Here is a 15,918-nt window from a genome sequence, read left to right on the forward strand (position 1 = left end):
CTTGCTTCACGGGGCGGAACGAGTTTGGCTGTGTAGGAACTCCAAAGGTCGGGCCGCCCCGTTTTTATGCCTCAAATTTTAGTAGGGTAGAGTAGCCCTGTTCCTCACCACATAAAAAATCCCCGCCAAGTAACTGGCGGGGATTTTTTATGTGGTTGCCTGTAGCGCGAACTTTGTAGTTCGCGACTTTCGCTTCGCCCTATCGGTTGCTGCACGGCCATCGGCAGGACGAAGCGAGCGCCGCGAACTACAAAGTTCGCGCTACAGCGCATTACCCGGCGATGCGCACCACCAAGCCGTCGGTGTGGGGCGCGAGGCGAATCTGGCAGCTCAGGCGCGAGCCTTCGTACACGTGGGGCAGGGTTTCGAGCATGTCCAGCTCGGCGTCCTGGGGCTCGGGGAGGGCGGGGCCGGCCAGCACCTCCACGTGGCAGGTGGCGCACAAGGCCATGCCGCCGCACGTCGCCTGAATGGGGTAGTCGTTGGCTTTCAGCAACTCCATCAGGCTCAGGCCCATGTCGGTGGGGGCCTCCAACTCGCGGCGCTGGCCGGGGGCCTCTTCCACGTAAATGCGGATGTCTTCCATTTTTTAGCTGTTAGCTTAATAGCTATTAGCTGTTAGCCGGCAACTTGAAAAAGCCAGCAGCCAACAGCTAATGGCTAACAGCTTAAAGAGTGGGCACCCCGTTCACCGTCGTGTACTTGAGGGTGTATTTCTTGTCGGGGTAGATGTATTTGAACGCGCCCTGGCACATCAGCGCGGCCTCGTGGAAGCCGCAGAGGATGAGCTTGAGCTTGCCGGGGTAGGTGTTGATGTCGCCGATGGCGAACACGCCGGGGGTGGAGGTGCTGTAATCCAGCGTGTTCACTTGTACCGCGTCGTTCTCCAGGCCCAGGCCCCACTCGCCGATGGGCCCCAGCTTGGGCGTGAGGCCGAAGAGCGGCACGAAGGCGTCGAGCGGCACGGTTTCGGCCGTGCCGTCGTTGCCCGTGATGGTCACCTCCTGCAAGTGACCGTTGCCGTGCAGGTGCGTCACGTTGCTGCTCAGCACGAGCTTGATTTTGCCGGCTTCGTGCAGCTTCTGCACTTTCTCGGCCGAGTCGGCGGCGCCGCGGAAGGTGGTGCCGCGGTGCACCAGCGTCACGTCCGAGGCCACGTTGGCCAGGAAGTTGGTCCAGTCGAGGGCGGAGTCGCCGCCGCCGGCAATCACGATTTTCTTGCCGCGGAAGTGCTCGGGGTCGCGCACCATGTAGTGCACGCCCTTGCCGCCCTCGAAGCGCTCCAGGTTTTCGACGGCCGGCTTGCGGGGCTCGAACGAGCCGAGGCCCCCGGCAATGGCCACGGCCTTGCACTGAATTTCGGTGCCGTCGGTGGTGTAGAGCTGGAAGGTGCCGTCGTCGAGCTTGGCGAAGCGCTCCACCCGCTCGCCCATCGTGAAGGTGGGGTGGAAGGGCTCAATCTGCTTCATAAGGTTGGTTACCAGGTCGCCGGCCAGCACCTCGGGGAAGCCGGGGATGTCGTAAATCGGCTTCTTGGGGTAGATTTCGGTGAGCTGGCCGCCGGGCTGGGGCAGGGCATCGACGACGTGGCAGCGGAGCTTGAGCAAGCCGGCTTCAAACACGGCAAACAGGCCGACCGGGCCGGCCCCGACGATGCAGATATCGGTGGAAATTACGTTGGGCATAAACGAGCTAAGTACCTGAAACAAGCGGCCGCAAAGGTAGCCCCCGCGGCCGGGGCCGCCAATGGCCCCGTGCGAATACAACAACCCGGGGCCCGAAATCGTTGGCTGTTTTGGCGTTGGCCGCGTCGGTTTGGCCTGCTATGTGCAGGGAGCGGCCGGGCCGCGCGCCGGCCCTACCTTGGGCCCGCAAACCCGCGCGGTGCCCGTTGCCTCTTCCTTCAGTCCGTTTCCCGGCGCATGATTTCAGCTTCGATTCTTAGAAAATACGCCCTGCTGCCGCTGAGCGGGCTGGCCGTGGCCTGCGGCTCCGGCGGCGAGCCCGTCAAAATTGCCGGGGGCAAGCCCGCCGCTGGGGCCCCGGCGGCGGCCGATAAAATCGGTCAAATCAACGTGTTGGTAGATGCTTCGGGCGGGATGCAGGGCTTCATGCACGCCAACGCGCCCGGCGAGCCCGGCAGCAACTTCCAGCAAACGGTGGCCGCGCTGCTCTCCGACGTGAACGGCCAGCACGGGGCCCCGGCGGCCTACTACTTCGTGAAGGAAGCCACTGGCGCCGACCCGCGCATTTTGGTGCCCACCAGCTACGGGGCCCTGACGAGCGCCGTGAGCACCGGCATCCAGCGGCCCGCCCTGGGCACCGAGCTGCCCCTGATGCTGGCCGAGGCCCTGAAGCTGCACGCCCAACGCCCCGGCACGGTGAGCCTCATCGTGTCCGACTTCATCTACAGCCCCAAGAATTCCGGCGAAACCTGGCGCGTGAAAACCGACGTGAAGGACGCCCTGGCCACCGCCGACGCGGCCCGGCTGGCCGTGTCGGTGTTTGCCAACACGTCGGAATACCGGGGCAATTTCTACCCCGGCAACCGCACCCGGCCCCAGCCGCTGCACGGCGAAAAGCTGCCCTACTACATCTGGGTGCTCGGGGCCCCCGCGCTGGTGGCCCAGGTCGACGGCACGCTGCTCAAGCGGCTGGCCGGCCAGCCCCAGGCGCACTTCAACACCCGGTTTGCGCCGCCCTACACGGCCCTCGACCACTTCCAAAACAAGGGCGAATGGTATAAAACGGAGCCCGTGGCCGGCGTGCCCACCCTGGGCTTCACCAAGAGCGTGTCGCGCAAGGAGCCCGCCGAAGTCGTGTTCGGCCTCGACCTGAAAGCGGTGCCCGCCGAGTGGCAAAAAGCCGCCGCCCAGGGCCTACGCCTCGACGCCGCCGCCACCGATGCCACGCTGCTGCGCACCTGGCCCGTGGCCCAGGAGCCGGCCGCCGCGGGCAAGCCGTACTTGCAGCAGTACACGTACTTAGCCAAAATTCGGGTGAACCAGATTCCTGGGGCGGGGGCCCTGATGCACCTCACGCTGCCCCGCCAGCAGCCCGCCTGGGTGGCCCAAACCTCCACCGCCAACGACAGCAATATTACCAAGCAAGGTCCAAAAACCTTCCTCCTCGCCGACGTGCTGCAAGGCGTGGCCGACTACTTCGCCGACCAGCCCAGCGCCCAGCTCTCGCTCGATTTGCCCATCCGCGTGCAGCGCGCGGAATAGGACAGCGTACTTGCATTAAGCCGTCATGCTGAGCGCAGCCGAAGCATCTCTACCACTCACTAATCAAGTTTTACTGCTGCGGTAGAGATGCTTCGGCTGCGCTCAGCATGACGGCTTAATACCAACAGCCAATTTTAAAAATAGCCAACCCAAACCACCTATGTTCCAACAGCTTTTCACTTCGCTCTACCAGGCTTTGCTGGGCACGCCGGCGCCGTCGTCGCTCATCCCCGTGTACCAAAAAAGCATTTTCCCCGGCGTGGGCCTCAGCACGTTTTTCGCCGTGGCGCTGGGCATGGCCCTGGTGTACTACGTGGTGCTGAACCGACTGATGACCACGGCGTTGTTCAAAACTTCGCACTGGCTGCTGTTCGTACTGCTTACCGCCGTGGCGGCGGCGCTGCTGGCCTATTCGCAGGCGCACTCGGTCGTCACGGAGAGCCTCAACAGCAGCGGCGTGGCTTTGGAGGGCATCGAGCAGTCGGCCTACAACCGCTACGTGCTGGGCTTTTTGTGCGTGAATGCGCTGTTCGGGGCCTTGTTTTTCGTGTTTTGGTCGTTCGTGGTGAAATCCTTTTCCACCAGCGCCCGCACCACGCCGGTGCGCTGGCCCAATTAGGGCCCCGGGCGGGGGCGGGCTGCCGGCTTTTCGCCGGCTGCCCGCTAATCGTTGCGGCGGTTTGGGGGCCCTAAGCGCTGGTTCAACGATTCAACGATTATCGGGCAGCCGGCGAAAAAGCCGGCAGCCCGGGCCGGGGCCGATCCTTTATCTTCTATCCCATTCTACCTCAATGGCTAAACTGTTTTTATTCGGCATCGGCGGCACGGGCTCGCGCGTTATCCGCTCGCTGACGATGCTGCTGGCGGCGGGCGTCGAAATCAAGAACTGCGACACGGTGGTGCCCATCATCATCGACCCCGACGCCCGCAACGGCGACATGAACCGCACCGTGGAGCTGCTCAAAACTTACGCCCGGCTGCGCAGGGCCCTGGAGCCGGCCCCGGCGGTGGGCGACTTCTTCCACACTGACATCAAAACGCTCTCGGCCATTGCCCAGAGTGGTAGCGGCGACGTGAAGGACGCCTTCGTGTACGACTTCGGCAACATCAACGAGAGCTTTCGCGACTACCTGCACTACGACCGGATGCCGGTGGAAAGCCGCCACCTGGTGGACCTGCTCTTCACGCCCGAAAACCTGGCCAGCCCGCTCACCGTGGGCTTCAAGGGCAGCCCCAACGTGGGCTCGGTGGTGTTGAACGGGCTGATGGGCTCGGCCGAAATTCAGGCCTTTGCCAACAACTTCAACGAGCAGGACGGCGACCGGGTGTTCTTCATCAGCTCCATCTTCGGGGGCACGGGGGCGGCGGGTTTCCCGCTGCTGCTCAAGAACCTGCGCAACCCCGACCTGAGCAGCGGCCAGCGCCTGCCCAACGAAAAAGCCCTGCGCGAGGCCCCCATGGGCGGCCTCTCGGTGCTGCCCTACTTCAAGGTGAACCCCAGCGCGGAAAGCGCCATCGACTCGCGCTTTTTCATCACCAAAACCAAGGCGGCCCTCAGCTACTACGAAACCAACCTGCGGGGCCTCAACTCGTTGTACTACCTGGCCGACCCGGTTACGAAGAGTTACGACAACCAGGAGGGCGGCGCCAACCAAACCAACGGCGCCCACTTCATCGAGCTGGTGGGGGCCCTGGCGGTGTTCGATTTTATGGCCCACAGTAAGTCGGAGCTGCAAGGCCAGGAGCTGTTTTTCGAGTACGGCCTGGAGAAGGACGACCGGCCGGTGCGCTTCGGCTCGCTCGATGCCGACAAGAGCATGCAGCTGCTGGGCCGGGCCCTCACGCGGTTCCAGCTCTTCGCCACCTTCCTCACCTACGGCCTGCCCGGCACGATGGACGCCGTGTTTGCCAAAACCCTGCAACTGCCGGCCGAGTGGAAGCACGACGACTTCTACCGGGCCCTGCGCGAACTGCTCGACAACCCCGCCTACGGCTTCACGCCCTGGCTGAAAGAGCTGAGCGCCAACGACCGCGCCTTTGCGCCGTTCCAGCTCGGCTCGGCCGATTATAACGACCTAGTGTACGGCCAGCGCGTCGAAACTGGCTTTTTCGACAAGGGCATCGTCACCAACTCGCTGCGCAAGTCGCTGGACGACAGCGCCACCAAAGTGAGCCACCCCACCAAGCCGGGCCAGTTTGTGGAGCTGTTCAGCAAGGTGATGCGCGAGACGGTGGACAGCAAAATCAAGGGTTTTTAGCCGTTGAAAATCATTAGTCGATAGATCTAACCTTATGAGCACCATCCTTCGCCTGCACCAGCAGGGCAAATCGTTGCTTCGCGGCTGGCAGCAGTCCGACCGCATCAGCGACAACCAGATTAAGACCATTGCCGACCCCGATGGCGGCTCGGCGCACGTCACGAGCACGTCTATTCCGACGCCGTTTGGGCAGCTGCACTTGCTGGCCGAGGCGTTCGAGTTTGTGCGCCACGAACCGAACGGCACCTCCGTGTACCACCACTTGGTGACGCACTGCCTGGACTTGCTGGAGCTGCTGTTCTTTAAGCAACAGTTTGCTAATTACAGCCTTACGCTGCTGCCCTGGCACAAAGATGATCAGTTGCGGGCCCTGCAAAGCAACGAGGCCACCCGCCTGATGGGCCGCACGCTGGGCCTGTACCTGAACGACCCGCAGTTTGCGGGCGTCGAAACGTTGTTCCTGATTTTTGGGGAGGCGCGGGGCAGCGGGCGGCGCGAGCTACTGGGGCTCACCTCGCCGTTCACGCTGGTGTTTGCGCGGCAGGGGCTGCGGGCGCTGGATATTCAGCGGGTGAACGGCACGGGGCGCTACTTCGACCAGGCCGTGGTGCCGCTGGCCAATAGGGCCCCCGAGTTCCAGAAGTTTCTGTACGGCTGGTTCGACGTGAACAAAAACCTGCGCGATAAGACGTTTGCCAACAGCCTGTTCCGCTACTTGCAGGACACCGACCGGCAGCGCGTGAACGACGTGGCGGGCCAAAACCTGAACTCCACCGAGTTCCTGGCCGACTACGAGCCACTGCCCTACGAGGGCGGCACGGTGCGCATCAAAGGGGCCGAATTGTACCAGGCGCGCATCTCCCAAAAGCCCGGTACCAGCGACTGGTTCATCGCCGCCACCCGGGTGCTGGAGGGCCCCGCGCCGCTCGTGCTCAAGCCCGACCTCGACCTGACGGGCAGCAACTACTACGGCGGCACCAAGGGCGCGGCCGGCATGGGGGCCCAAATCGGCTGGGCCGACGCCGAGGCCAACCTCTCGGCCCGCGTGCTGCCCGCGCTGGGCATCACCTACCCCTACCTCACGGTGAACGACCTGCTGGAAGACTTCCTCGTGGAGCTGCCCTACGGCCTGAACCGCGACAAATTCGCGGCCGGCCGCCAGCCCGTCATTTACGCGCCGGGGGCCCGCAAGGCGTACCAATACACTGATTTTGACACCGATGCGGACTTGCAGTTCCCGTTTCTGCTGCCATTGAAAAAGCAGTTTTTCACCTTCTTCACTCCCGAAGATGTGAACCGCCTGGTGCAGTTCACGGTGGAAATGAACTACGTGACCGTGACGCTGACCGTGCCCGTGCAGCACGGCCAGCCCGTGATTTACGAGCGCCATTACTACCGCAAGCTGCCCAGCGCCGTGAGCCAGCGCCCCGAAAACGGCTTTCTGGTGGAGACGCTCGTAAATCTGGGCGTGTTCCCGTTCTACAAGCACGAGCGGGCCGAAATCAACAACACCTACGAGGTGATGCTGGTGGACGACAACCCCGGCGCGACCCTGGTGGACCTGCATTTCCACGACGCGCAGGGGCCCCGCGGGGCCGAAAAGCAGGTGCGCGTGGCCCGCAACCCGTTCGGGGCGGCCAGCATCTACTACCAGCTGCGGCAGGCGCCGTTCGACTTTGTGGAGCTGGAATGCCCGCTGCCCGATGCGCCCGGTACGCCCTTCCGCACGGTACGCAACGTGGTGGTGCCCCGCTGGAAAGCGGTGACGAGCGGCCCGGCCGCCTTCACGTTCGCCGTCGATTTTGGCACCACCAACAGCCACGTGGCCCTGATGCGCGGCGCCGACACCACGCCCGAGCCTTTCCGCATCGCCACCGAAGACGAGCTGCAAGTCATCACCCTGAACCAGCCGCTGAAACGGGCCAACGCCCTGCCCGAGCGCTACAGCAACAGCTTCGGCAGCCTGGCCTACGCCCGCACGGTGCAAAACCGCGAGTTCGTGCCTGCCTTTATCGGCGTGGACGGGGCCGATTATGCCTTTCCAATTCGGACGGCGACCTGCGAAACGCCGATTTTCGCGGGCCAGATCACCCAGCTGTTTGGCAACGTCAACATCGGCTTCAACATCAACCGCGACGAGCTGAACGCCGCCGCCGGCCACTACCGCACCAACCTGAAGTGGGAAACCAGCGGGGCCGACAACGAGGCCGGCCAGCGCCGGATGCGCGCCTTTCTGCGCGAGATGCTGCTGCTCATCAAGCACAAAACGGCCCTCAACAACGGCGACGTGAGCAAGACCCAGGTGGTTTGGTTCCGGCCGCTGAGCATGAACGCCGCCGCTCAGCTGGTGTTTGAAAACGCCTGGGCCGAGGAGTACCAGTGGGTGTTTGGGGCCCGGCAGCTGCACCCGCCGCGGGTGCTGAGCGAGTCGCTGGCCCCGTACCTGGACCTGGTGAAGCAGGGGGCCATTGAGCCGCGCGACGGCGTGAACGCCGTGAACGTGGACATTGGCGGCGGCACCACCGACGTGCTGTTTGTGCGGGGCGAAAAGCCGGCGGCCATCAGCTCGTTCCGCTTCGCTGGCGACGTGCTGTGGAGCGACGGCTCGCGCCAGACCCGCGGCGGCCGCCTCAACGGCTTCCTGCGCTACCAGACGGGCCTGGTGGGCAAAATGGTACCCGACGAAACGAACAAGGACGCTTTCCAGAAGGCCCGCAACGCCTTCGACAAGGCCGTGCAAAACCCAGATTTCTACGCCTCCGACGTGGTGAGCCTGCTGTTTGGGTTCGACGACCAGCTGCGGTTCAGCGAGAAAATTATCCTGGCCCAGCACCTGCGCGTGGTGCTGCTGCTGCACTTCGCGGCCATTGTGTACCACGTGGGGCAGGCGGCGCAGGCCCAGGGCCTCAGCCCGTTGCCGCGCCACCTCAGCTTCAGCGGCAAGGGCAGTACCTACATCAAGCTGCTCGATTTCCGCCCCGGCCAGCCCACGGCCACCAAGCTGGCGCGGCTGGTGCTGGCGTTTGCCACCGGCCAGCCCGTGCCCGCCGATTTCCGCCTCACCGTGGCCGAGCTGCCCAAAGAGGCCACCGCCAACGGCGGCGCCCGCCTCTTCGCGGCCCAGCAGGGCGAGCACCTGGCCTTGCAGGAACTGATGGAAAATATGAAGGCCACTGCTATCATCGGCGACGCCTTCCCGAAAGAGCCCGAATCGTTGGACGATGTGGTGGCCCCCTACGTCGGGGCCCCCGCGCCGGCCCCGGCCCCGGCCCCGGTAGCCACCGGCCGCGCCGCCCAGCCCACGCTGGCCCAGGCCCGCGAGCGCCGCGACGCGGTGCTCGTCAACGCCCAGCGCCTCATCGACTTCCTGGCCAACGACCCCGACGTGGAGGAGTTGCTGCCGCGCCTAAACGTGGAGTTTGACGCCGAATTCCTGAGCGAGTTTTTCCGGCAGGAGATGGGCGACAGCCTCAACGCGGGCTTCAACCAGCTCGCCGCCGGCACCGCCAAGGAAACCTCGCCGCTGGGCGAAACGCTGTTTTTCTTCCCTTTCCGCGACGCCCTGCCCAAGCTCACCCAACGCCTTTACGAACGCTACTATGCTGCGCAAACTGCTTGATTTCAGTCGCCGGGCCCTGCGTCCGCTGGCCGTGGCCGCGCTGCTAGCGGGGCTGAGTGGGAGCGGGACCCGGGCCCAGGGCATTTCGGACACCGCGCCGGTGCAGCAGGCCCCTGCCAAGGAACCGACGCCGCCAGCGGTAACGGCGCAGTCGGCCGTGGCGGCCCCGGCCGGCCGCGACCTGAGCGAGTGGGCCTTGGCGACGGCAGTGCTGAGTCTGGTGGGAGTGGCCTACCTCATTCTGCGTCCCAAGCCCCGGCGCCGGTCTTCGGCTTCGGGCGCGGCGGGTAGCCCCGTTTCCCAAGCGGCGGCGTTGCCGAATGCGTTGAGCCCCGGCCAGCACGACCAGGTGCATCGGATGATAGAGCGGGCCCTGGCAGAGCAAGCCAAAGCAGCAACTGGCCCAACCGCGCCGGCCCATAGTCTGCCCAAAGCAGCGACGAATAAATCCGTAACCCGGCCTGCCGCGCCACCCGCCGTGCCACCCGCCCCAGCCGCGCCGCTCGTGCCCGTGGCGGCGGCGAGCAACGAAGAGTTCGAGGCTTTTCTGGAGCCGGCCGTCTCGGTGCCGCCCGCGTCCGCTGGCCCGCGCCGCGTGTACGTCAGCTCGGCCCCGGTGAACGGGCGGTTCCGGCGCAACGCCTTGCAGGACCAGCCGGCTCACAACAGCATCTATGAGCTGACCCGCGACCCGGCCCAGCCCGACCAGGCCACTTTCCGGGTGAACCCCGACGTGGCCTCGCACCCGCGCCACATTAGCTCTTACGCCGACGTGCTGGAGCCGGCCTGCGAGTTCAACCTGCCCCAGGGCGCGGCCTCGCGCATCGTCACGGAGGCCCCCGGCCTGCTGCGCCGCGTGGACGGCGACGACTGGGAAATCGTGCGCAAGGCACGCATCCACTTCGCCTGACATATAACCCCACCCCCGGCCCCCACCGGATTCCGCGCATCAAGCGGCGGAGGCCGGGTATGGGGTTGAACCGGTAACGCATTCTAAAAGAACTCCATGCTATTGATAATTGAGGGCCTGGTCGTGGTGCTGCTGATTGGCCTACAAGCGCGGGCCTTTCTGGGGGCCCGCGCCCAGACGGCGCGGTTGGCCACGCTGTTTCCGCAAGCCGGGGCCCTGTTCCTCACCAAAGTCAGCGACCCGGCAACTGGCCGCGAAGTGGACACGGTAGCCAGCACCGCGCCCTCGCCGGAGTTTGCCGACGTGCTGGCCAGCACCAACGTGTACCTGCTCAAAAACAAAGGCACCGCCGATTTCAACATCCTGCAAGACCTGACTGAGCGCCGCGTGGGGGCCCTGGACGGCGAGATTCAGGCCACCACCTCGCTGCCGCTCTACATCGGGCTGATGGGCACGTTCGGCGGGGCCATTCTGGGCCTGGTGAGCCTGGTACTGGGCGACGGCAAGTTCGACGACGTGGCCATTTCGGGCTTCCTGCGGGGCATCACGGTGGCGATGGTGGGCAGCCTGTGCGGGCTGGGCCTCACGCTGTGGGGCAACGCGCTGTACCGCGAGGCCCGCCGCCAAGCTGAGCGTCTGCGCAACGATTACTACTCGTTTTTGCAAGTGGAGCTGCTGCCAATTTTGCACTCTGACATGGCGGGCAGCCTGAGTACGCTTAAAACAGTGCTGGATAGCTTCAACGTTAAGTTCGTCAACGACATCCAGTCCATCGGGCCGGCGTTTGAGCAGCTGCGGCCACTTATTGACCAGATTATCAGCAGCACGGAGGTACAGCGGCGGTTTCTGGAGCGGTTGCAGGGCATCGGCTTCACCGAGATGGCCAACGCCTCGGTTGCCGTGTTCGACCGGATGGACCGCAGCGCGCACATGTTCGAGGACTTCCTGGTGTACCAGGAGAAATTGAACGCTACCCTGGCCGCCGGCGGCGACATGGTGCGCAAGGTCGAAAGCCTGCTGAGCCGCCTCACGGGCCTCGAAGCCGGCCTCAACCAGGTGCCGGCCCTGCTCCAGCAGCACAACGACACGGTGGACCGCCAGTTCCGCTTCTTCAACCAGAGCCAGGAGCGCATGGACCGCATGGGGGCCGACACGGAGCAGTACTTCGACAAGGCCAGCCGCCAGCTCACGGGCATGATGACCACGCGCCTGGCCCACTTCAACGCCGACGCCGAAAATGCCCAAGCCGAGTGGCAGCGCCGCTTCGACACGCTTAAGGCCGACAACATTTACCAGCGCATCGTCGAGTACCTCAACCCGTTCAGCGAGCTACCTGTGCAGCAAAAAGCCCTGAACCAGCTCCAGGAGCGACAGGCCCAGCAAACTGCCCAGGCCATTCAGGCCCTTCAGCAGCGCCTCGACGCCGACATGAATTTGCAGCAGCAGCTGCTGTTCCAGGTTACGCGCACCAACGCGGTGCTGGAGCAGCTTACCGAGCGCAGCTGGTTGCAAAAGGCGCTGGGGCTGAACAAGAAATGAGGTTTTGGTGCTTGGCAAATGGTACTTAATGCTTGGCCGCCTCGGGGCCCCCAGGTCGTCATCTCCAGGCCGTCATTATAACTATTAGAGCAGTTTTCAGGTCAGTGTACAGTCCGGTCCGCCGGCCTTTTCAGCCGGCCGACCGGTTGACTAGCCGCCCCTTGTGCTCCGTAGCGACAATCGGTCGGCCGGCTGAAAAGGCCGGCGGACCGGTAGCGGCTAGACCGTACATCAACCTGAAAACCGCTCTAGGTCGTCATGCTGAGCGAGGTGCAGCGGAGTCGAAGTATCTCTACTGCTGGCTAATCAAAACGATTGAGTTACTGCCGCAGTAGAGATGCTTCGACTCCGCTCAGCATGACGTTCTTTTCCTAAGCACCAAGCACCAAGCACCAACATGAACCAGGACCGCAAAGATTTCTTCTGGCCCAGCTACGTGGACCTGATGACGGCCCTGTTTCTGGTGATGCTGGTGCTGTTCGTGCTCAGCTACAAGCGCTTCCAGGACAAGCAGCGCACCAACGAAAACCTGATTGCCGAGCTGAAAGTGCAGGTGCAGGAAAAGCGCAAGCTCGACGAAATCAAGGACGCTCTGAAGCGCCTGGAGAGCAGCTACTTCACCTACAACCAGCGCTACAAGCGCTACGAGCTGAACTCGGAAGTCACCTTCGCGCCCAAGAGCGACGTGCTGCCCGCCGCCGCCCAGGGGCCCCTGGTGCAGGCCGGCCGCTTCCTGCTGCACCAGATGCAGGGCCTCAACAAGCAGGATAACGTGCAGTACCTCATCGTGGTGGAGGGCCGCGCCGCCAAAGACCTGCGCTACCCCGCCACCGACCCGCACAACCTCGACGGGCCCGCCGTGCGGCAGCTCAGCTACAGCCGGGCCCTGGCCGTGCTGCGGCTCTGGGAGCAGGCCGGCCTGCAGTTTCCGGCCAACCTGGAGGTAGTGGCCGCCGGCAGCGGCTTCCGCGGGGCCGGCCGCTACACCGGGGCCGAGGAAGCCAAAAACAAGCGCTTCATCATCCAGATTCAGCCCAAAATCGGCTCCATCGGCAAATGATAACCTGGGGGTAACAACCGGCCTGGGCTCTTCGCCGTTGCATTTCGACACCCAACTTCCCGCCCCATGAAGTACGACGACATCATCGCCCGCCAAACCCGCGTTGTGTATATTCTCATGGGCTTTACGGCCGCCGGGGGCTTTGTGTGGGCTTTGTGGGAGCACCTGCGCCACGCGGCGCAGTAATAATACTTTTTGTAGGTGGAGATGCCCTTTTCGCTGTGGAAAGGGCCTTTTTTGTGTCCGGCTGGTTTGAGCGGTGCTGGCGGCCTGCGGCCCGGGCAGTACCTTCGCCGCCGCGCACCCGTTTTTTCGCCGCATGAAGTCCTGTTTCGCCTATTTGCTCGTGGCCCTGGTGCTGCTGCAAACCTTCAGCCGGGAGCTGCTGGTGGTGGACTTCGCGCTGAACCAGGCCACCATCACGGCGCGGTTTTGCGTGAACAAGGCCCGGCCCCAGCTGCACTGCGACGGCAAGTGCTACTTCGCCAAGCAGCTCAAAAAGCAGCAGGAGCGGGAGAACAACGCCCCCAGCCCCCTGAAGGAGCGGCTGGAGATGTTGCCCGTGGCCCTTGGGGGCTGGGAGGCGCGGCCCGCCCAAGCCCCGGTACGGGCCACCGTGCGCTACGGGGCCCTGGTGGCCGGGCGCTACGCCGCGCCGCTGGGCCCGGTTTTTCACCCGCCGTTAGGCTAAAAACAACCACCGTGTGGGGAGTTGCCGGCCGCTGGGCCCGGGACGCGTGCGCGTTGCCGGGGCCCCGGGCCTTGCCCCCTTTGGGTTTGTTTTTAGCCTGACTACCAAGGGATGAAATCTATTTTTATAGCCGCCGGGCTGGCCTGGGCCAGCCTGGGCCACGCCTACGCCCAGCAGCCGGCTGCGCTGCGCGGCACCATTCTCGACGCCCAGACGCAGCAGCCGCTGCCGGGCGTCAGCGTCGGCGTGCCGGGCACTGGCCTGGGCACCACCACCGACGCCGCCGGGCACTTTGCCCTGCCTAATGCGCCCGCCACGCGCGAGGTAACTGTCTCGTTCGTTGGCTATAATGCCCAGCGCCTGCGCGTGCCCGCCGACGGCCGGGCCCTGACCGTGCGCCTCGAAGCGGCCCCCGTGACCCTGCAAGGCGTGGTGGTGTCGGCCAGCCGCGAGCAGGAAAAGCGCACCGAGGCCCCGGTCGCCATCGGCACGGTGTCGCCGCAGCTCATGGCCGACACCAAGGCCACGGCGCCCTACCAGCTGCTCAACAAAGTGGCGGGCGTGTACATGGTGGATTTGGGCAGCGAGCAGCACATGATGGCCATCCGCCAGCCCATTACCACCAACGCCGTGTACCTCTACCTGGAGGACGGCCTGCCCATCCGGCCCATCGGCATCTTCAACCACAACGCGCTCTACGAAATCAACCAGAACGGCGTGCGCAGCATCGAAGTGGTGAAGGGCCCCGCCTCGTCGCTCTACGGCTCCAACGCCATCGGCGGGGCCGTGAACTTCCTGACGCGGCAGCCCACGCCTTTGCCCACGGCGGGCGCGTCGGTGCAGGGCGACGGCTTCGGCTACCGCCGGCTTGATGCCAGCGCCAGCGGCACGGCGGGCAAGCTGGGCGTGTTTGTGGGCGGCTACGCGGCCCGGCAGCGCGGCGGCTGGCAGGATTACACCGACTTCGACAAGGAATCGTGGACGGCGCGGGCCGACTACGCGCTGACGGCCAAAACGCGCCTCACCGCCGCCGGCACCTACAACTACCTCAGCACCCAAACGCCCGGCAGCCTCGACAGCGCCCACTTCTACAGCCGCCGCTACCAGAGCAACAACCGCTTCACCAACCGCGTGGTGACGGCCGTGCGCAGCAGCCTGCGCCTGGCGCACGACTGGAGCACGGCCCAGCAAACGGCCTTCACGGGCTTCTACCGCTACAATTCGACCGGCCAGCTGCCGAGCTACTACATCGGCGACGTATACGACAAGGCCACCGGTGCGTACCAAAGCTCGAACGGGCAGGTGAACAACCAGTCGTTTCGCAGCTACGGGGCCCTGGCCCAGCACCGCGCCGACCTGGATTTCCTGCATTCGCGCCTCCTCGTGGGCGGGTATTTCGACTACAGCCCGAGCACGTATTTTGCCCGCTACCTCGCCATTCAGAAGGACCCGGCCAGCAACTTCTACACCGGCTTCACCGACACCGGCCGCTACCTCGACAACTACCGGATTGACCTTTACAACGAGGCCGCCTACGCCCAGTACGAAGTGCCGGCCACCGAGGCGCTGCGCATTGTGGGGGGCCTGCGCTACGACCGGGTGCAGTACAAGTTCGCCAACGAGCTGAGCGGCAGCCAGACCACCAAAAAGGCGGCCCAGAACAACGTGTACAACCTGGTGGCCCCCAAGCTGGGGCTGACCTACGCGCTGGGGCCCAACCGGGGCCTGTACGCCAACTTCAGCACCGGCTTCGAGCCGCCCGAAACCGGCAGCCTCTACAGCTCCCGGCAAAAGGCCGAGCTGACGCAGGCCAACTTTAACAACTACGAGGCCGGGGGCTGGGTGGCCCTGCTCGACCGCAAGGTGTACCTCGACCTGAGCCTCTACCAGCTGGACGGCCGCAACGAGATAATCAGTGTGGGCCTGAACGACAACACCAACAACACCCAGTACGTGAACGCGGGCGCGACCCGCCACCGCGGCGTGGAGTATTCGCTGACCTACGCGCCGGTGTCGGAGGTGAACTTCCGCCTCAGCGGCACCAATGCCCGGCACACGTTTCTGGCGTACAGCGAGTTTGCCCAGGGCAAGGACAAGGACTACTCGGGCAACCGCATGAGCAATGCCCCCGACTGGATTGCCAACGGCGAGGTGTTCTACAAGCCGCGCTTCGTGCCCGGGGCCCGCCTGGGCCTGGAGTGGCAGCACATCGGCGCCTACTTCACCAACACCGCCAACACGAAGTCCTACGCCGGCTACGACCTGTTCAACCTGCGCCTGGGCTACCGCCTGCCGCAAACGGCCCTGCGCGGCCTCGAAGTGTGGGCCAACGCGGTGAACCTCAGCAACCAGCTGTACGCAGTGAACGCCACCACCACCCAGTACGGCACCACCTACTCGGCCGCCGCGCCGCGCACCCTCACGCTGGGCGCGGGCTACACCTTCGCCGCAAAGGCCCGGGAGTAGGAGGCTATTCGAAAGTTGTTTAGAACGGTTTTTAGGTCAGTGCGCGGTCCGGTCGGCCGGCTTTTTCGGCCGGCCGACCGGTTGACCAGCCACCGCTTATTTGCCCTGGCGATAATCGGTCGGCCGGCTGAAAAAGCCGGCCGACCGG

Annotated in this window: 11 protein-coding genes; 9 read left to right on the forward strand and 2 right to left on the reverse strand. The window is 64.6% G+C overall.

Annotated elements, in window-relative coordinates; all coding sequences use genetic code 11:
* Positions 1–271 precede the first annotated feature (271 nt).
* Together HNP98_RS15600 and HNP98_RS15605 are read right to left on the reverse strand one after the other, a co-directional pair.
* Positions 272–586, reverse strand: a complete 315-nt coding sequence (locus HNP98_RS15600) for a 2Fe-2S iron-sulfur cluster-binding protein (RefSeq protein WP_173811100.1) — start codon at positions 584–586, stop codon at positions 272–274.
* A gap of 82 nt (positions 587–668) precedes the next feature.
* Positions 669–1,685: an NAD(P)/FAD-dependent oxidoreductase gene (locus HNP98_RS15605; protein WP_173811101.1), complete on the reverse strand. Its 1,017-nt coding sequence runs from the start codon at positions 1,683–1,685 to the stop codon at positions 669–671.
* Between the two features lie 237 nt (positions 1,686–1,922).
* Between HNP98_RS15605 and HNP98_RS15610 the strand changes: the two genes are divergently transcribed.
* The 9 genes from HNP98_RS15610 to HNP98_RS15650 all read left to right on the forward strand — a co-directional run bounded on the left by HNP98_RS15610 (position 1,923) and on the right by HNP98_RS15650 (position 15,770).
* Positions 1,923–3,227, forward strand: coding sequence for a hypothetical protein (locus tag HNP98_RS15610; protein ID WP_173811102.1), 1,305 nt, complete (start codon positions 1,923–1,925; stop codon positions 3,225–3,227).
* Between the two features lie 160 nt (positions 3,228–3,387).
* Positions 3,388–3,846 carry a hypothetical protein gene (locus tag HNP98_RS15615; protein WP_173811103.1) on the forward strand — a complete coding sequence of 153 codons (459 nt, stop codon included), beginning with the start codon at positions 3,388–3,390 and terminating at the stop codon, positions 3,844–3,846.
* 172 nt (positions 3,847–4,018) lie between these two features.
* Positions 4,019–5,485, forward strand: coding sequence for a hypothetical protein (locus HNP98_RS15620; RefSeq protein WP_173811104.1), 1,467 nt, complete (start codon positions 4,019–4,021; stop codon positions 5,483–5,485).
* Between the two features lie 34 nt (positions 5,486–5,519).
* On the forward strand, positions 5,520–9,104 hold the full coding sequence (locus HNP98_RS15625) for a hypothetical protein (RefSeq protein WP_173811105.1): 3,585 nt from the start codon (positions 5,520–5,522) through the stop codon (positions 9,102–9,104).
* Complete coding sequence (locus HNP98_RS15630) at positions 9,085–10,014, forward strand: hypothetical protein (protein ID WP_173811106.1); 930 nt, start codon at positions 9,085–9,087, stop codon at positions 10,012–10,014. The genes HNP98_RS15625 and HNP98_RS15630 overlap by 20 nt, the downstream gene beginning before the upstream one ends.
* A 96-nt stretch (positions 10,015–10,110) precedes the next feature.
* Positions 10,111–11,553 (forward strand): hypothetical protein, encoded by a 1,443-nt coding sequence (locus HNP98_RS15635; RefSeq protein ID WP_173811107.1) that lies wholly within the window; start codon positions 10,111–10,113, stop codon positions 11,551–11,553.
* A gap of 397 nt (positions 11,554–11,950) precedes the next feature.
* Positions 11,951–12,613: a hypothetical protein gene (locus HNP98_RS15640; protein ID WP_173811108.1), complete on the forward strand. Its 663-nt coding sequence runs from the start codon at positions 11,951–11,953 to the stop codon at positions 12,611–12,613.
* 319 nt (positions 12,614–12,932) lie between these two features.
* Positions 12,933–13,304 (forward strand): hypothetical protein, encoded by a 372-nt coding sequence (locus HNP98_RS15645; RefSeq protein ID WP_173811109.1) that lies wholly within the window; start codon positions 12,933–12,935, stop codon positions 13,302–13,304.
* 111 nt (positions 13,305–13,415) lie between these two features.
* The gene (locus HNP98_RS15650) at positions 13,416–15,770 is read left to right on the forward strand and encodes a TonB-dependent receptor (RefSeq protein WP_173811110.1); all 2,355 of its coding nucleotides are present in this window, start codon (positions 13,416–13,418) and stop codon (positions 15,768–15,770) included.
* Positions 15,771–15,918 lie beyond the last annotated feature (148 nt).

The organism is Hymenobacter caeli (genome assembly GCF_013294115.1).
In the GTDB taxonomy this organism is placed as follows: domain Bacteria; phylum Bacteroidota; class Bacteroidia; order Cytophagales; family Hymenobacteraceae; genus Hymenobacter; species Hymenobacter caeli.